Source organism: Dickeya oryzae, assembly GCF_009372235.1.
Lineage (GTDB): Bacteria > Pseudomonadota > Gammaproteobacteria > Enterobacterales > Enterobacteriaceae > Dickeya > Dickeya oryzae.
Genome location: NZ_ML762920.1, coordinates 1,059,192 through 1,076,045, shown reverse-complemented (window position 1 = coordinate 1,076,045; position 16,854 = coordinate 1,059,192). Strand labels below are relative to the sequence as shown.

Annotated in this window: 13 protein-coding genes and 1 pseudogene; 9 read left to right on the top strand and 5 right to left on the bottom strand. The window is 54.5% G+C overall.

The features are described 5' to 3' along the window. Positions 1 to 252: 252 nt before the first annotated feature. Complete coding sequence (locus FAZ14_RS04770) at positions 253 to 783, top strand: GNAT family N-acetyltransferase (protein WP_016941738.1); 531 nt, start codon at positions 253 to 255, stop codon at positions 781 to 783. Positions 784 to 851: 68 nt separating this feature from the next. Here the strand turns inward: FAZ14_RS04770 and FAZ14_RS04765 are convergent. Then, a pseudogene (locus FAZ14_RS04765) lies at positions 852 to 1,580 on the bottom strand (MFS transporter); the annotation flags it as partial. Beyond that, the gene (locus FAZ14_RS04760) at positions 1,559 to 2,215 is read right to left on the bottom strand and encodes an HAD family hydrolase (RefSeq protein WP_016941740.1); all 657 of its coding nucleotides are present in this window, start codon (positions 2,213 to 2,215) and stop codon (positions 1,559 to 1,561) included. The gene FAZ14_RS04760 and the pseudogene FAZ14_RS04765, both read right to left, overlap by 22 nt. Positions 2,216 to 2,813: 598 nt before the next feature. Between FAZ14_RS04760 and FAZ14_RS04755 the strand changes: the two genes are divergently transcribed. From FAZ14_RS04755 to FAZ14_RS04730, 6 genes are all read left to right on the top strand, one after another. Further along, positions 2,814 to 3,914: a 5-methyltetrahydropteroyltriglutamate--homocysteine S-methyltransferase gene (locus tag FAZ14_RS04755; protein WP_016941741.1), complete on the top strand. Its 1,101-nt coding sequence runs from the start codon at positions 2,814 to 2,816 to the stop codon at positions 3,912 to 3,914. A 313-nt stretch (positions 3,915 to 4,227) separates the two neighbouring features. Continuing rightward, on the top strand, positions 4,228 to 5,274 hold the full coding sequence (locus FAZ14_RS04750) for an asparaginase (protein WP_016941742.1): 1,047 nt from the start codon (positions 4,228 to 4,230) through the stop codon (positions 5,272 to 5,274). 154 nt (positions 5,275 to 5,428) lie between these two features. Beyond that, positions 5,429 to 5,578 carry a hypothetical protein gene (locus FAZ14_RS04745; protein WP_153508112.1) on the top strand — a complete coding sequence of 50 codons (150 nt, stop codon included), beginning with the start codon at positions 5,429 to 5,431 and terminating at the stop codon, positions 5,576 to 5,578. Positions 5,579 to 5,631: 53 nt separating this feature from the next. Then, positions 5,632 to 6,153, top strand: coding sequence for a shikimate kinase AroL (gene aroL, locus FAZ14_RS04740; protein WP_016941743.1), 522 nt, complete (start codon positions 5,632 to 5,634; stop codon positions 6,151 to 6,153). A 35-nt stretch (positions 6,154 to 6,188) separates the two neighbouring features. Further along, positions 6,189 to 6,473, top strand: coding sequence for a pyrimidine/purine nucleoside phosphorylase (gene ppnP, locus FAZ14_RS04735; RefSeq protein WP_016941744.1), 285 nt, complete (start codon positions 6,189 to 6,191; stop codon positions 6,471 to 6,473). Between the two features lie 481 nt (positions 6,474 to 6,954). Continuing rightward, positions 6,955 to 8,745 (top strand): methyl-accepting chemotaxis protein, encoded by a 1,791-nt coding sequence (locus tag FAZ14_RS04730; protein ID WP_016941745.1) that lies wholly within the window; start codon positions 6,955 to 6,957, stop codon positions 8,743 to 8,745. A 52-nt stretch (positions 8,746 to 8,797) separates the two neighbouring features. Here the strand turns inward: FAZ14_RS04730 and rdgC are convergent, their stop codons facing one another. Next, the gene (gene rdgC / locus FAZ14_RS04725; RefSeq protein ID WP_016941746.1) at positions 8,798 to 9,709 is read right to left on the bottom strand and encodes a recombination-associated protein RdgC; all 912 of its coding nucleotides are present in this window, start codon (positions 9,707 to 9,709) and stop codon (positions 8,798 to 8,800) included. A 210-nt stretch (positions 9,710 to 9,919) separates the two neighbouring features. On the opposite strand from rdgC, the gene mak reads away from it, so the two are divergent. Continuing rightward, positions 9,920 to 10,831: a fructokinase gene (gene mak / locus FAZ14_RS04720; protein ID WP_016941747.1), complete on the top strand. Its 912-nt coding sequence runs from the start codon at positions 9,920 to 9,922 to the stop codon at positions 10,829 to 10,831. Between the two features lie 79 nt (positions 10,832 to 10,910). On the opposite strand, the gene FAZ14_RS04715 is transcribed toward mak, so the two are convergent. Continuing rightward, on the bottom strand, positions 10,911 to 14,594 hold the full coding sequence (locus tag FAZ14_RS04715; RefSeq protein ID WP_153508111.1) for an AAA family ATPase: 3,684 nt from the start codon (positions 14,592 to 14,594) through the stop codon (positions 10,911 to 10,913). After that, on the bottom strand, positions 14,591 to 15,823 hold the full coding sequence (gene sbcD / locus FAZ14_RS04710; RefSeq protein WP_016941749.1) for an exonuclease subunit SbcD: 1,233 nt from the start codon (positions 15,821 to 15,823) through the stop codon (positions 14,591 to 14,593). Before sbcD ends, FAZ14_RS04715 begins: the two co-directional genes overlap by 4 nt. A gap of 322 nt (positions 15,824 to 16,145) precedes the next feature. Between sbcD and phoB the strand changes: the two genes are divergently transcribed. Next, positions 16,146 to 16,835, top strand: a complete 690-nt coding sequence (gene phoB / locus FAZ14_RS04705) for a phosphate response regulator transcription factor PhoB (protein WP_012883719.1) — start codon at positions 16,146 to 16,148, stop codon at positions 16,833 to 16,835. Positions 16,836 to 16,854: the final 19 nt, after the last annotated feature.

Genomic DNA, 16,854 nt, shown 5'->3' with positions numbered 1-16,854 from the left:
CCCAACGAATTTGTCACTCTCTTGCCGCGTTACAAGGCTCTAACGTGCCTTGCCCTAAAGGGCCAACGCATCGCGTTGTTCAACACGCGAGCGTGTTGTCCTGCAACTCGAATTATTTTGGGTATAAGTAATTGTTTCTGTTGCTCCGTTCGGGCGTTGGTTAAGCTGGCGGCTATGAGTTGCCCTTTTAGTGAGTGATGAGGCCGCCATATCGGCGTTCATCTCACTCGCTGTTCTGACAAGGATACAAGAATGACCACGATTCTCATTGAGGATGCCAGAGAAGAGCATATTGCCGCTATCCAGGATATTTATACCCATCATGTTTTGCATGGCACTGCGACGTTTGAAACGGAACCGCCCGATGAGGCGGAGATGTTGGCTCGCTGGCGGAAAATTCGTGATGCTGGCTTACCCTGGCTGGTGGCAACGGAAAATCAGCAGGTGTTAGGGTACTGCTATCTGGGGTTTTATCGCCCGCGCTACGCGTATCGTTTCACACTGGAAGATTCTATCTATTTGCACCCGGAGCAGGTGGGAAGAGGTTTAGGTAAGCGCTTGCTGTCCGAGGCCTTGCGACGGGCTGAGCTGCGGGGATACCGTCAGGTGGTGTCGGTCGTCGCTAACACTGGCAATCAAGCCTCGCTGCAGTTGCACTTGTCATTGGGGTTCGAACTGGCAGGCACGTTACGTTCCGTTGGTATGAAGCACGGACGCTGGTTGGATACGGCCTTGTTGCAGCGTACATTAGGCGAAGGTGACAGCTCCTTGCCACCTGCCTGAACGGTGGTGTGAGCGAGTTTGCTATAACGGAGCCCATCAGAGCCGCTCTGACGGGGATGGGGCTGTCATCAGTGGTGATGTAACTGGGTTTGCCACAGCGCCAGCACGCTCATCAAGGCGGTGAACATCAGGTAATAACTGGATGCCAGGCTACTGCCGGTGGCGCGGGTCGAGATCGGAAACCGATCGGCCATCATCGACGGTACGGTGGAGAAATACACCGATTTCAACAACGCCATCCACCCGACCGCGATAATCAGTGAGGTGGCCGACAGATATTGCGTCATCAACCAGAATGCCGGATAGATAGTCGCCGCCAGCAACAGCAGTGATCCCCACATCAGCGGCAGGCGTCCGATTTTTTCTGCCCACAGCCCCACCAGCGGTGTAATCACCATCAGGCCGACAGCAATCAGGAGCAGTCTTTTCTGTCGGGTAAACAGGGTTTTGATCGGTGCCTGCGTTTTCTCTGTTTGCGCAAAGTTTGCTGGTTCATGTACATGACGGCGGATAGACAACCCCACCGGGCCAGTCAACAAACCGAAGGCAAACGGAAGACGCCATCCCCAGTCCCGAATCTGGGCTTCGCTCAATGACTGTGATAATCCCAGGCCGAATGCCGAGGCCATCAGAGTGCTGGCCCCTTGGGTGGCAAACTGCCTGCTGGCGATAAAGGCGCGACGCTCGGGGAAATGCTCCACCAGAAACGCGGTGGAACTGCCGAACTTGCCACCTGCCGGGATGTTGAAATAGTTGAGAATAATAGTCGGTGGGCCTAGCGTTCCCAGCGGCAGATACGCCAGCCTTTCTCTCGGGCTAATTCCGCCAGTTCAGGCACCGGGTTGACGACATAAGCCTGATCAACGAATTCCAGCATGGCACGATCGTTAAGCGAGTCGCTGTAACCGTAAAGTTGCCCAAAAGGCTCGGCGTCACGTTGTGTCAGCCATTCACGGATGCGGGTAACCTTGCCATGCTGATACGTTGGCACCCCGTGAATGTCGCCGGTAAAGCGGCCGTTCTCCAGGGTCACACCGATCGCCAGCGCGTGATCGGCTCCCAGGTGACGGGCAATCGGCCCTACCAAATGTTCGCCGCTGGCGGAGATGACCACCAAGGTATCGCCACGCTGGCGGTGCCACGCCATTTGTTCGCGTGCTGCCGGGTAGAGGCGGGGCAGAATATCACGCTGGATAAAGCGTTCTATCCAGGCGGACACGGTCTCTGTGGTTAACCCAATGAGTGGCGACAGTGAGAGGTACATATAATCTTCGATCGCCAATGTACCTTCGTAGTAGCTCTGCATCAGGTGTTTTTCCCGTTGCAGCAGCTCTTTGCCAGCGAATCCCTGTGATTCGAGCCAGCGTAACCACAAGCCGGTGCTGTCGGCGCAGATCAGGGTTTCGTCCAGATCAAACAGGGCTAAATCCATTGGGGTCCTCCGGAAAGTCAGAATGGATAGTGAAAACAGTGCGTATTCTGAACAGAATGTATCGGGCTGTCGGTATTGTGGGCTGTGCACTGACGTCCAGTGTACCAGCGATTGATGACAACGGCGCGTCAACAAAAGGCACGCGATGTGAGTGCGAGCAACGTGTGGCGATTCCCAACCTTGCGAGCAAGCGCGCACAATCGATATGAGATACAACAAGCTGATTGACGAAAATCATCCGTTGAATCATAAAGATGGCGGTCAGTTTGTGGGTATTTTTATCTTATAAATGCTTTACTGCGGGTAGACCAGCGGTTTGGCAACCCGCGATGGCAGGCAGTTATGATTTCACCAAGCGGCTTAATTGATGGCGGAAAAATAATTAATTTTTGTTATTTGTTCTGGTGAAGTAATCAATGCGACAATCACCCGCTTTCATCTATTGACCTCGGTGGGCTGAATGGTGACAGTTCACCAGCTCAATAATGATAACCCGAACAAACTAAAGCGCATTGAAGCGCTGACAATGTTGTGTAAACCCTCGTGTAAGCCAACAGTGTCGTCTAAACCAGTCGTCTAAACCAAAAGAACGCGTGAGATGCGCACAGTAAAGAAACCTTACCCGTCGTTTCATGCTGAACATGTAGGCAGTTTTGTGCAGCCACCTCGTTTAAAGCAGGCTCGTCTGGCATGGCGGCAAGGGCTCATGACCCGTGATCGGCTAACTGAAATCGAAAACGAAGAAGTGCTGAATGTGGTCGAGCGCCAGAAAGAGTGCGGTTTGCACGCGATTACCGACGGCGAACTGCGTGTTCACAATGGTATTGGGGATTTCTTCTCTTGTCTGACGGGGATCGAGGTTGATGAGACCATTTCCTCTGACGGTGATATGCCCCACCCATTACGTATCGTGGGCAAACTTGATTTTGGCGACAGTCACCCCTTTCTGACCCATTACCGCTTTTTGCATCAGGCGGTGGGTGAGGGCGGGGAAAACCTGGCGAAACAGACCCTGCCCAGCCCAAATATGCTGATGTACCCGGCGATTCGCACCAATGAGGTTTATCCGTCATTGGATGCATTTTGTGATGATCTGGCTGCGGTGTATCGCAAAATTATCCAGGTGTTTTATCGCCAGGGTTGCCGTTATATCCAGCTCGACGATCTGTTTTGGGCTCGCCTGTGCGACAGTCAAATGATGGAGCGGGAAAATGCCGCCGGGTTTGAATTATCTGAGTTACTTGAGCGTTGCACCCGTACTCTGAATCAGGCACTGGCGCAACGTCCACAGGATATGTTTATCAGCCTGCACATGTGTTGTCGCCGTTTTTCACCCAATTGGGTGCATGGCCGTGGGCGTGAGGTCATGGGGCATGCGATGGCGAACCTGTCGGTAGACAGCTTGTTTATCGAGTACGACGACCGCCGCCCGGTTGGGCTGGAGCCGTTACGCCAGGTGAGTTGCCAAAAGGTGGTGCTGGGGGTCATCGATTCCCACTGTGCTGAGCTGGATGCGCCGCAGTCAGTCAGGATGGCCGTTAATACCGCATCGTTGTATGTACCGTTGCAACAGTTAGCCATCAGCCCGAAGTGTGGCTTTGGACACGGCGAACAGCAGGGGATCACGGAAGAACAGCAGTGGGCCAAGTTACGGCATATGGTGGATATCGCTCATAACGTCTGGACCATGCCGGAATAGCCAGCCTGGTAAAATAGCTCTGCGATATCGCATCAGCGTTGATGACATGCGCTACCTGATGCAGGTTCGTCAATCGTTCGTCTTTTTCCTCCCCTGAAACGTGTTGGTTGAAAATAATTAGGTCATTCAGTGATCTGGCTCTCCTGTTGATTATTAGGTGATATACATAATTCTTATGGCACTGCAACATAAACGCCGATGCCAGTCCTGCAGACTGGCAGCTAATGCGTTTTACGAGAAAAAATGATCGGCTAGTGCTGGTGTTATGGCAAAACAGACCGATCATCCTCTGACCAAATAAAGAGAATCTGTTATGGAAAGATGGTTTAAATCTCTGTTTGTTCTGGTTGTATTTTTTGTTTTTACGGCGAGTGCCGCAGATAAACTGCCCAATATCGTTATCCTGGCGACCGGCGGTACAATTGCCGGCTCAGCGGCAACGGGTACCCAAACCACAGGTTACAAGGCTGGCGCGCTTGGCGTGGATACGCTCATCAACGCTGTGCCTGAGGTGAAGAAACTGGCCAATGTGAAGGGGGAGCAGTTCTCCAACATGGCCAGCGAAAACATGACCGGTGATGTGGTGCTCAAGCTGAGCCAGCGAGTGAATGAACTGCTGGCACGGGATGATGTGGATGGTGTGGTGATCACCCACGGGACCGATACTGTGGAAGAGTCGGCCTACTTTCTTCATCTGACGGTAAAAAGTGACAAGCCGGTGGTGTTTGTCGCCGCGATGCGTCCGGCAACGGCCATCAGTGCTGACGGTCCGATGAACCTGCTGGAAGCGGTACGCGTGGCGGGTGACAAGCAGTCTCGCGGTCGTGGCGTGATGGTGGTGATCAATGATCGGATCGGCTCTGCCCGCTACATCACCAAGAGCAATGCCTCAACGCTGGATACGTTCCGCGCGAATGAAGAAGGCTACCTGGGCGTCATCATTGGTAACCGCATTTACTACCAAAACCGTATCGACAAGCTGCATACCACCCGGTCTGTGTTCGACGTGCGTGGCCTGACTTCACTGCCGAAAGTCGACATTCTTTATGGCTATCAGGATGACCCGGAATATCTGTATGACGCGGCTATCCAGCATGGCGTAAAAGGTATCGTCTATGCCGGTATGGGCGCGGGCTCAGTGTCCGTTCGCGGTATTGCCGGTATGCGCAAGGCGCTGGAGAAAGGCGTTGTTGTGATGCGTTCTACCCGCACAGGTAATGGTATTGTGCCGCCGGATGAAGAACTGCCAGGTCTGGTTTCTGACTCTCTTAACCCGGCACATGCGCGCATTCTGTTGATGCTGGCATTGACTCGAACCAGTGATCCGAAAGTCATTCAAGAGTATTTCCATACTTATTGATTGTCTTTAGATTGATTGTCTTTATGTTGATTGCCTTCGCGTTGATCGCTTTAGCGTGTGAGTGCGATTTGAACTATGCAGGCCGCCTTTGGGCGGCCTTATTGTTGGTAACAGAACCATCAATAGCAGTCGATGTTTCATGGGAAGATTAGCCATGTCTGGTGTAAATCGTGGCGTGTTGTGCTGGATTTGTGCGGAAAGCTGGCGTGAAGTGGCTTTCCCCGTACCAGAGCCGTACGGAGGCTTTCTTAATGAGGATTATTGCCTGTATGATTCTGCTCTTGGTTCGACAGGCGCAGGCTGACGGCAACGTTGTTGCGCAGAGCTAGCCTGAGAAAAAGAAGGACAGGTCGTGACATGACAGAACCCATTTTTATGGTCGGCGCCAGAGGGTGCGGAAAAACCACCGTCGGCCGTGAGCTGGCACGGGCGCTTGGCTATGAGTTTGTCGATACGGATATTTTTATGCAGCACACCAGCGGCATGACAGTGGCGGACGTGGTGGCAGTGGAAGGCTGGCCGGGGTTTCGTCGCCGGGAAAGCGAGGCCTTGCAGGCTGTCGCGACACCGAATCGTGTGGTGGCAACCGGTGGCGGCATGGTGTTGTTGGAGCAAAACCGCCAGTTTATGCGTGCGCACGGAACGGTCGTCTATTTGTTCGCGCCAGCCGGGGAACTGGCGTTACGCTTGCAGGCAAGCCCACAGGCACACCAGCGGCCGACATTGACCGGGCGGCCTATTGCTGAGGAAATGGAGGCGGTACTCCGTGAACGCGAAGCGTTGTATCAGGATGTCGCGCACTATGTGGTCGATGCGACCCAACCCCCCGCCGCGATTGTCTGCGAACTGATGCAGACGCTGCGTCTGCCTGCGGCCTGACGGACAACTGATTTTTTAACAGAAGGGTTGGCATTATGCTGAATGTAAATGAGTATTTTGAAGGAAAAGTAAAATCCATCGGGTTTGACGGTAGCCGCATCGGTCGTGCCAGCGTTGGGGTGATGGAAGCAGGAGAGTACACGTTTGGTACCGGTCAGGCGGAAGAAATGACCGTCGTTAGCGGTGCATTGAACGTGTTGCTGCCGGGGGCACAGGAATGGCAGTTGTTCGAAGCTGGTGCCGTGTTCAACGTGCCGGGAAAAAGCGAATTCAAACTGAAAGTATCCGAGCCGTCCTCTTATCTGTGCCGCTATCTGTAATCCCTACTGGTTTCTTTTCGTGATAAGCGGCTGCCGTAATCGGTAGCCGTTTTCTTTTGGGGCCAGTGGTGCATTTTGCACATTCTGTGTCCCCGTAATCTGTTGATCATGTTGTTGTCATATTTCCGTCGAAACGTTTTGCTATTTCGTTTTATAGCGATAGTGACGTTTGGTTATTATCAGAAAAACCGATGGTGATAGTGAGAATATATATTTCCCTATATTGTTTTTTTGTTATTAATTTGGAAAGCAATATTCTTTTCTTATAGAAAAAATTTCAGATAAGTCTGTAAATCTGGTGTCAGCCATTGTATTTTCCTGTAACGATACCTTGCTTTGGGCTCCGATGTCGTGAGTCCGCGTGATGGTAAGTGATACTTATGGCTGATGGTTTCCTTTTTCTTCGAATGGAATGCCTCGTCACCAATGAGGCGATCGGTGTAGTTATCTAGGGAAGCATTTCAATAATAACGTGGTCATTATGCTCAAAACTATTCGCGCTCGAATTCTGGCTGTGTGTACGGCTATCATTGTGGTTGCCTTGGTCATTAATACGTTTTTAAATTACCGGGTAACCGATAAATATAACGATGAATCTATCAATAACCTGCTTGTTGCCGTAACCGCTGGTCATAGTCTGGCGATCAGTGATTGGGTTGCCTCTAAAAAACAAATTATTACTTCACTCAACGCCGTTGCGTTAACCAATGACGACCCCATCCCGGTATTCAAACAGATGGCGGCCGCAGGCAGTTTCATCAATGTTTACATGGGGTATGCCAATCACACGGCGAAATTTTCAGACCCTGGCGGTATCCCACCCACTTATGACCCGACCGTTCGCCCCTGGTATCAGCAGGCGGTGAGAGAAGGGAAGGCTGTCGCGACAGCACCTTATCTGGACATGGCCACCAATACCATCGTGGTATCGTTTGTTGCTCCGGTGCTGGATGGCGGTAACGTCAAAGGGGTGTTGGGCAGTGATGTGACGATGGACAGCGTCATCGCCAACGTCAAAGCCATCCATCCAACCCCGTCCAGCTATGGCATTCTGATTCAGGCTGATGGCACGATTATCGCCCACCCGGATGCCAAACTGACACTGAAAAAGCTGACTGAGATAGCCCCACAGTTGAATCTGGCACAGGTGCTGAAATCCAGCAGCCCGGCACAACTGAATATCAGTGGCCGTGACATGCTGGTGAGAACTCAGCCAGTAGCGGGCACCGACTGGTATGTGCTGGTCGCGCTGGATAAGGCGGAAGCCACGGCGGGGATGGGGTCGCTGTTGTGGACGTCGGTTATCGCGCTGGTGATCATCAGTATTCTGGGTTCGGTGGTGCTGGGGCTGCTTATCAGCGCGTCGCTGCGTCGTCTGCTGCAGATTCGTGACGCCATGGATGACATCAGCCACGGTAATAACGATCTGACCCAGCGTCTGCCGGATGAGGGCCACGATGAGGTGTCGCAGATCGCCCGTTCGTTCAATAGCTTTGTCGATAAGCTCAGCATGATCATGCTGCAGATTCGCGATATCAGTACATCGCTGCAAATGGCGACCGATGAAGTAGCGACCGGCAACAACGATTTGGCCTCCCGTACCGAAGCTGCTGCTGCCAGCCTGCAACAGACCGCTGCCGCGTTGGAGCAGATTTCCGCGACTGTTACCCAGTCAGCCAGTTCTGCCCAGCAGGTGAATGACCGGGCGCTGGCGCTGGCGAACGATGCCAGTGTCGGGGGCAAAGTGGTATCCGAAGTCATCAATACCATGGAAGAGATTGAGGTGGCGTCCGGCAAGATTGGCGACATCATCGGGGTTATCGACGGCATTGCCTTCCAGACTAACATTCTGGCGCTGAATGCGGCGGTGGAAGCGGCCCGTGCGGGTGAGCAAGGGCGTGGTTTCGCCGTGGTGGCCGGTGAGGTGCGTAATCTGGCGCAGCGCAGTGCGCAGGCGGCGAAAGAGATTAAGGCGTTGATCGAATCTACCGTTGAGAGCGTGAATGTCGGTTCGCGTCAGGTTCGCCAGGCCGGGAACACCATGACGGAGATTGTCGGCGGCGTATCGTCGGTAACGACGGTCATGTCAGAAATCACACATGCATCGGGAGAACAGATGCGCGGGATTCAGGAGATTAACAAGGCTGTCGCGCAACTGGATTCGATGGTGCAACAGAATGCGGCCATGGTGCAGGAAGCGGCGTCTGCGTTCGCATCGTTGCAATCGCAATCTGAAGAACTGCACTCCTCCATCAGCCACTTCAAGCTGTAAATCAACAGGGCGCCGGGTTACCCGGCGTCCAGAGGCTGACGTTGATTACCGGTCAACGTTGTGCCTCGCCACCTAAGGCTTCGGTGAGGCTGGCTATCAATGCGGCGACTTCACCGGTCATCAGCGTAAAATCTGCATCAAACCGTTGTGCCACGTCTTCCCGGTCGATATCGTCGTTTTGTTCACGTAGCGTATCGGCGAATTTCAGCCGTTTGAGTGAGCCATCATCCGCCAGCACCAGTTGGATGCGCTCCTGCCAGTCCAGCGCCAGTTTGGTGACCACTTTGCCAGCTTCGATGTGGGTGGCTATCTCGTCACTGACCAGTTCCTGCTTCTTACAGCGGATCACGCCGCCATCTTCCAGCACAGCTTTCAGTTCGGCTTCGTCCTGCAAGGTAAAACCGGCGGGCGTTTGACCGGAGCGGACCCATTCGGTCAACGTCAGTTCAATCGGGTTTTCCATCGTGAGTGGGACCACCGGCAGCGACCCCAGCGTTTTACGCAGCAGCGCCAGTGTATCTTCCGCTTTCTTGGCGCTGGCGGCATCCAACATAATCAGATGATTGACGGTGTCTATCCACAGCGAAATCTGGCTAAAACGACTGAAGGCGCGAGGCAACAAACTGTGCAATACGTCGTCTTTCAGCGCGTCTTTTTCAGTTTTCTTCAGTTTACGGTGCTGTTCACCTTCCAGTTTGTCGATTCTGGCCTGCAGTGCCTGTTTGATGACGGGAGCTGGCAGGATTTTCTCTTCTTTGCGCGCACAGATCAGAATCTGACCATTAGTCACGTGCGTCAGGGCATCACCGTGAGGGCCCATCGGCGATACCCAGCCGGTTTTGGCCATATCCTGACTGCCGCAGGGGGTGAACGCGAAGGAGGCCAGCTGTGTCTCCATGGCATCCGCAGAGAGGCTGATATCGCGACTCAGGCGATAGATCATCACATTTTTAAACCACAGCATTTTTCTTCCCAGACTGGCGCGTCTCTGGCGCGCTTTCTCGTGATAACACGAAGCGAGTTTCAAGACGCAAGGGTTAATCGCAGCGGGCATAATAACGAATTGTGGTGAGAGGCGGTACGATTACGATAATGTCATCGTCAGTCATACGTGAGTTTGGTAGACCATTATCGACATCTACCTAATGGGCTCGGTAGATAAACAGGAGACAACGTGCGAATAGGTATTGATTTGGGCGGCACCAAAATCGAGGTGATCGCGTTGACGAATGACGGTGAGGAAGCCTTTCGTTATCGAGTGGCGACGCCGCGCCACGATTATCGTCAAACCCTGCTTGCTATCGCCAACCTGGTCGAGATGGCGGAGCAGGCCACCGGGCAAGGCGGCAGTGTGGGTATTGGTATTCCCGGTACGTTGTCACCGGTAACCGGGCTGGTCAAAAACGCCAACTCGGTCTGGCTGAATCAGCAACCGCTGGATCAGGATCTGGCGCAACGGTTGGGCCGACCGGTACGGGTGGCGAATGACGCCAACTGCTTTGCGGTATCCGAAGCGGTGGATGGTGCCGCGGCAGGAGCCAGTAAGGTGTTCGCGGTGATTATCGGTACTGGCTGTGGCGCGGGTATGGCGTTGGATGGACGGGTACACAGTGGGCGCAACGGTGTTGCGGGTGAGTGGGGTCATAACCCATTGCCGTGGATGGATGAGGACGAATGGCGCGACCAGCAGGCCATGCCCTGTTATTGCGGCCGTACCGGGTGTATCGAAACGTTTATTTCCGGGACTGGCTTTGGCATGGATTATCAACGTTTGAGCGGTCATGCACGGCATGGTCATGAGATTATTGCGTTGGCTGAACAGGGCGACCGACTGGCGGAGCAGGCATTGCAGCGCTATGAACAGCGGCTGGCGAAGTCGCTGGCGCACATCGTTAATGTGCTGGATCCTGATGTGATTGTGCTGGGTGGGGGAATGAGCAACGTGAAGCGGCTGTATGACACCGTCCCCGCGCTGTTAAAGCAGTGGGTATTTGGCGGTGAGTGTGACACCCCGGTTCGACAGGCGATGCACGGCGACTCCAGCGGTGTGCGCGGTGCGGCCTGGTTGTGGCCGCGAGAATCATAACCGAAAATCATAACTGAGAAGCATGTCGATGACAGGGGACGTCGTCGACGTCCCCTGATGACTCATTTGACGGCATGACTCATTTTACTGCGTAGACGCTGTCGAGCTGGCTGATGCCGAGGCCGTTGCGCTTTTTGACCCGAATCTGTACCTGTATGCGCTCTTTCATCGCTTCCACATGGCTGATAACGCCGATGGTTTTGCCGGAAGCATTGAGGTTGTCCAGCACGTCCAGCGCGGTATCCAGCGTTTCGCCATCCAGTGTGCCGAACCCTTCATCAAGAAACAGCGAATCGATACGGGTTTTCGCGCTCACCAGGTCGGATAACGCCAGCGCCAGCGCCAGGCTGACCAGAAAACTTTCGCCGCCGGACAAGGTTCGGGTGTCGCGTACCGCGTCAGCCTGCCAGGTATCGACCACCTGCAACTCCAGCGTGTCAGACGCTTTGCGATGCAACAGGTAGCGCCCATGCAGCCGCGAGAGCTGGCGGTTGGCCAGGAACACCAGGTGATCCAGCGTCAATCCTTGTGCGAAGCGGCGGAATTTATCGCCTTTTTGCGAACCGATTAGCTGATTGAGATAGCCCCAGTCATCACACACGTGCTGACCACGTTCGATAGCTTCAAGTAACTGACGTTGCTTATCGCGGCGTTGCTGGTCACTGACCAGTTGCTGGCGTAACTCGCCTTGTCGTTCGGCTTCGACTTTTACCATATCGCCGAGTCCGGAAAGTAACTGGCGGATATCCCAGTCGTTGATGCCTTCCGGCATGGACTCCGGTCGCGACGCCAGATGGTGTTCCAGCGCGCTATTCGCCTGTTGTAGCAAGGCATCGACCTGTTGCTGGCGCTGGTTAAGACGCTCTTTTAAGGTGACGAGCTGCTGGCGTTCAGCCTCATCCAGCAAGGCCTGACGAAACGCGGTTTCGTCATCGAACCCGGCGGCGGCCAGTTCTTCGGCAAACTGGGCCTGAAGCTGTTGTAACGCCGTATCGGCATGCTGGCTTTGTTGTTCCAGACTGTCGATTTCCCCGCCAAGACGGCTTTGCAGTGACTGGCCTTGTTGCCACTGCTGCTGCGCTTGCAGGCCTTCCTGCTCCAGTGTCTGGCTGACCTGCCGCAATTGCTTGAGCACGTCGTTGACCGCCTGATTGCCCATCAATTGCCAGCGTTGTTGCTGTGCCTGTTCCAGCGTGTGTTGGGTTTCTGTCAACTGCAACTGGCCGGTTTTGATGGCGTTCTCGGTCTCTTCCAGTCGCCGCTGGCTGGCGATGATTTCCGCTTCCAGCGCGGCCAGTTGTGGGCGGCACTGATTCTGTTCGTGCTCGTTTTCCTGCCAGCGTAACCATTCTGTCTGGCGCTGGCGTAACCACTCTTCCTGCTGCGCCAGTGTCGGCGCGGTCAGCCCGAAGGTTTCCATCGTTTGGCTCAGGCTGTCGTGCAGCCGAGCCAGTTCACGTTCGGTTTTATCCAGTAATAACCGCAATTCATCCCGTGATGCCTGCAACGCCTCCTGCTGCTGGCTGTTCAGCGCCAGCTGTTGTACGGTTTGCGCCAGCAGTTGCTGGGCAGACGTGAGTAAATCCTTACTTTCCTGAATGTGACGTTGGTTGCGCTCACGACTGGCAATTTGCGCCTGCAGCGACTGTTCTTGAGCATCGCAGGATTCAATCCACTGGTGTAGCGTCGGCAATTGAAGTGGATCGAAGCTCACCAGTAAACGCTCACTCACCGACTGGCACTGTTGCCGCAGTGACTCGTAATCACGCTGGACGCTTTCAAGAGCGTTTTGTTGCTGCTGGCGGTGCTGTTTTTGCAACTGAAGCTGGGTTTCGGTTTGCACGACGTTGGCTTTCAGCGTCTCGACTTCCTGACGCAGCGCGTGCAATCGAATCTGGGTTTCTGAGGGGCGCAACGCCTGATAAAGCTCCACCGCCGGGTGATGCGTTGAACCGCACAGCGGACATTCTTTGCCCGGTTGCAATTGCTGGCGTTCTTTCTCCAGGCTAACGATGTGCAGTTCCAGCTCGTGACGTTTATCGAGATCCGCCAGATGGCTGGCCTGATTTTGATAATCCCGACGTTGCTGCACTTGCAGTTCTTCCAGCGTTTGAATCCGTTGTAGCGTCTCTAGCTGTTGCGCTTCCAGTAGGGTGCGCTGGCTAATCAACCGTTGCAGCACCGCTGCGCTGGTAGCCAGTTGCTGACGCTCCGGACGTTCCGCCATGCGCCGTGCCAACTGCTGACGCAAGCCTGCCAGCGGGTGTTCCGCTTCCATCTGTTCATCCTGCTTCAGATGGTCATTCAGCAGTTGTTGGGCGCGCTCACTGGCATTTTGCTGCGCCTGCTGTTTCTCAACCAGCGAAGCGCGCTGCTGGTCAAGGTATTCCGCCTGAATCTGCTGCTGCGCCGCCTTTTCCTGCACGACGTGCAGGTCCTGCTGCCATTTCTGCTGTTGCGGGAATTGCGCCTGCCACAGTGGAATATGGCTGCCCAGATACTGGTGGCGGCTATGCTGCTGGCGATAGGTATCAATATCTTCCAGCCGTTGCCGTGTTTGTTCTTGCTGGCGCTGCAATCGGGCCAGCGTGGTTATCAGCATTTTTTGCTGTTCAACCAGATTATCTGACGCTTGCTGTTGCTGGTTGCGCTGTGTCTGCAGGGTGGCGATGTGATGATCAAGCGGCAGAATTCGCTCGTTGATCAGGGTTTCTTGTTGCTGGCGGTAGTCCGCATGTTGCTGGCGTGCAGACAGCGCTTTTTCCAGCTGTGTTTTCAGTTGGTTCAGCGCTTCCTGCTGGCGGCTGATTTGCTGGCGCACATTCGTCAACTGTTGGCTCAGCCGCTGTTTTTCCCGTTGCGCCCGCCCACGCTCGTCGAAGCGGGGGCGTAGTTTTTCCGCCGGTTCGCCACGTTCCAGTTTATCCAGTTGCGGTTGTGACTGTTGCTGTAATTGTTGCTGTGCCGCATGCTGTTGTTGCGCGTGCTGTTGTGCCTGCTGGAGCTGTAGCAGCGTGTCGTACCAGCGTTGATGCGCCAGGACCTCTTCCCGGTGTATCGATAGGGATTGCTCCTGTTGGCGGATGGCCTCCAGTTGCTGTTCCAGCGCCTGGCGTTGCTCGTCGCTCAATAATTCCAGCGTGGCGACCTTCGCCCGTAAGGTTTCCAACTGGCTTTGGGCTTCTTTGTGTTTCTCAAAGACGCGTTCGGAGATCTGTCCATAAATATCGGTGCCGGTCAGCTCTTCGAGTAATTCTGCCCGTTGATTGGCATCGGCGTTGAGGAACGCGGCGAACTGCCCCTGAGATAACATCATCGACTTGGTGAAACGATCGAAATCCAGCCCGGTGAGGTCGGCTATCATCGTCAGCTTGTCATTCACTTTATCGGTCAGGATCTTGCCGTCGGCGCACAGTGCCAGCTCAACCTTGGGAGGCTGCAGATTGCCTTCCGGGCTGTTGTGGGCGCGACGCTGGCTCCAGAACGCACGGTAAGCGACATTTTTTACCTCGAACTCCACCTCAGCCAGGCATTCTGCCGTGTGGCGGGTCATCAATTCGTTATGGCTGGGGCTGACTTTCAGGCGTGGTGTCTGGTGGTAGAGCGCCAGACAGATGGCGTCCAGCAAGGTGGTTTTCCCGGCACCGGTCGGCCCGGTGATGGCGAAAAGGCTATTGCTGACAAACGGCTCGCGCGTGAAGTCGATTTTCCACTCGCCCTGCAATGAGTTGAGGTTTTTCAGGCGCAGGCTAAGAATTTTCATGCGGACGTCTCCTGTCGCTGTGCGTCAATCTCCTGCATAACCCGATTGAACAATCCTTTTAGACGTTGCTGGCGAGCCTCATCCAGACCGTCTTCCAGCGCCAGACGTCGTTCAAATACTTCAGCCGGTTGTAACTCTTCCAGCGTCTCTTTTTCCAATTGCACCAGCATTTGTTGCTGCTGTTCCCGGGCACGACGCAGCAGGATCACGTCCACATTGAGTGGCTCGGTCAGTGCCTGAATATGTTGCTGGATATCGCTCAGGTAGTCCTGTGTGGCGATTTCAATATCCAGCCATACCGGTTTGTCGCCATGATAATCGCGAAACCCGGCCAGACGGCGCTCTATCTCTGGCAGGTTGCCTTTCACCAGTTGCATCGGCTGTTCGCTCGGTATCGTCAGCGCGGTGACTTCTTGCAATTTCCCCTGCTCAAAGTGCACCAGATAGACCGATTTCTCATGATTGAGCTCATCAAAACTCAGGGGGATAGGTGAGCCGCTGTAGCGGATATGTTCGCATTGCGCCACACGCTGTGGACGATGAATATGCCCAAGCGCAATGTAGTCAGCCGGTGGGAAAGCCTGTGCCGGGAAGGCATCCAGCGTACCGATGTAAATATCGCGCACGGAATCGGAGGTGGCGACGCCCACGGTGGTGAGGTGCCCGGTGAGTACAATCGGCAGTTCTTTCCCCAAGGCGGCACGCTGCTCGCAGGCGAGCTGGTAGCAGCGCTGATAATGGCTGGCGATTGCGTCCTGTAACGCCTGCTGTTTTTGCGCGCCAGACTGGCCCGCCTGACTGGTGAGTACATCGCGCGGGCGCAGGAACGGAACAGCACACAGCATCGCGCCGGGCTCGCCGTCGCGGTTATTCAGTATCCGCACCTGCTCATGGATATCGCCGTCAAAACCGGCGAATACCTGGGTATTCAGGCAGGCCAGCAACGCGCGGGATTCGTTCAGGGTCGCAACGGAGTCATGATTACCGCCGAGTACCACCAACTGGCAACCGGTACGCTGCAACGCCACCACAAACTGGTTATACATTTCTCGGGCGTAGCTGGGCGGTGCGCCGTTGTCGAACACATCACCTGCTACTATTACTGCATCGGCCTGATATTGCTCAACCTGCTGCACCAGCCAGTGCAAAAAAGCCTGATGCTCAGGCGCACGGCTACGGGTATAAAAGTACTGACCGAGATGCCAGTCAGACGTATGAATAATTCGCATGAGACTCCCTGCAGGTGAGTGCAAACGAGATGTTGTTTTTGGCGGTGTTCAGACAACGGCACAAGGCGGGCACCGTAGTTAATGGCGAAACGCCGCGTCTTTATCATCGGCGATTATAGGCGTGCAGTTTAGGGCATGTCCCATAATATCTGTATGAACATGGCAACATAGCGTGGTAGAGCGGAGAAAATCAGCCGGGCGGAGGTGCTGGCAAGGCCGCGTCAGGGGCGTGGTTTGTCGGGGGATTTTTCATAAATCTGTCATAAAACTGACGCATAATGCACACCGCACGCTAACCGTGACGATTAACGGCAGGATTGATATGGCAAGACGTATTTTGGTGGTGGAAGATGAAGCGCCGATTCGCGAGATGGTGTGCTTCGTGCTTGAGCAGAACGGCTATCAGCCGGTTGAGGCCGAGGATTACGACAGTGCGGTAAACCGTCTGGCTGAGCCTTATCCTGAGCTGGTGCTGCTGGACTGGATGCTGCCCGGCGGGTCCGGTTTACAGTTTATCAAGCACATGAAGCGTGAAGCGCTGACGCGGGATATTCCGGTCATGATGCTGACGGCCCGTGGTGAAGAAGAAGATCGTGTTCGCGGTCTTGAAGTCGGTGCCGATGATTACATCACCAAACCGTTTTCACCTAAAGAGTTGGTGGCGCGCATCAAAGCGGTGATGCGTCGGATTTCGCCGATGGCGGTGGAAGAAGTGATCGAAATGCGTGGCTTAAGTCTGGATCCTTCCTCTCATCGTGTGACCACGGAAGAGCACGCGCTGGACATGGGGCCGACGGAGTTCAAACTGCTGCATTTCTTTATGACTCACCCTGAACGGGTATATAGTCGTGAGCAGTTGCTCAATCACGTGTGGGGCACTAACGTTTATGTTGAGGATCGTACTGTGGATGTCCATATCCGTCGTCTGCGCAAGGCGTTGGAGACCAGTGGACACGACAAGATGGTTCAGACCGTTCGGGGAACTGGATACCGTTTCTCAACACGTTATTGATAGCGTGAGTCCCGGAGAA

What these genes read in the sequence shown, in the direction of transcription:
- aroL (WP_016941743.1), top strand. Translation starts at nt 5,632, where the DNA reads ATGACAGAACCCATTTTTATGGTCGGCGCCAGAGGGTGCGGAAAAACC.
- FAZ14_RS04760 (WP_016941740.1), bottom strand. Translation starts at nt 2,215, where the DNA reads ATGGATTTAGCCCTGTTTGATCTGGACGAAACCCTGATCTGCGCCGAC.
- FAZ14_RS04755 (WP_016941741.1), top strand. Translation starts at nt 2,814, where the DNA reads ATGCGCACAGTAAAGAAACCTTACCCGTCGTTTCATGCTGAACATGTA.
- ppnP (WP_016941744.1), top strand. Translation starts at nt 6,189, where the DNA reads ATGCTGAATGTAAATGAGTATTTTGAAGGAAAAGTAAAATCCATCGGG.
- FAZ14_RS04750 (WP_016941742.1), top strand. Translation starts at nt 4,228, where the DNA reads ATGGAAAGATGGTTTAAATCTCTGTTTGTTCTGGTTGTATTTTTTGTT.
- FAZ14_RS04745 (WP_153508112.1), top strand. Translation starts at nt 5,429, where the DNA reads ATGTCTGGTGTAAATCGTGGCGTGTTGTGCTGGATTTGTGCGGAAAGC.
- FAZ14_RS04730 (WP_016941745.1), top strand. Translation starts at nt 6,955, where the DNA reads ATGCTCAAAACTATTCGCGCTCGAATTCTGGCTGTGTGTACGGCTATC.
- phoB (WP_012883719.1), top strand. Translation starts at nt 16,146, where the DNA reads ATGGCAAGACGTATTTTGGTGGTGGAAGATGAAGCGCCGATTCGCGAG.
- FAZ14_RS04715 (WP_153508111.1), bottom strand. Translation starts at nt 14,594, where the DNA reads ATGAAAATTCTTAGCCTGCGCCTGAAAAACCTCAACTCATTGCAGGGC.
- sbcD (WP_016941749.1), bottom strand. Translation starts at nt 15,823, where the DNA reads ATGCGAATTATTCATACGTCTGACTGGCATCTCGGTCAGTACTTTTAT.
- FAZ14_RS04770 (WP_016941738.1), top strand. Translation starts at nt 253, where the DNA reads ATGACCACGATTCTCATTGAGGATGCCAGAGAAGAGCATATTGCCGCT.
- rdgC (WP_016941746.1), bottom strand. Translation starts at nt 9,709, where the DNA reads ATGCTGTGGTTTAAAAATGTGATGATCTATCGCCTGAGTCGCGATATC.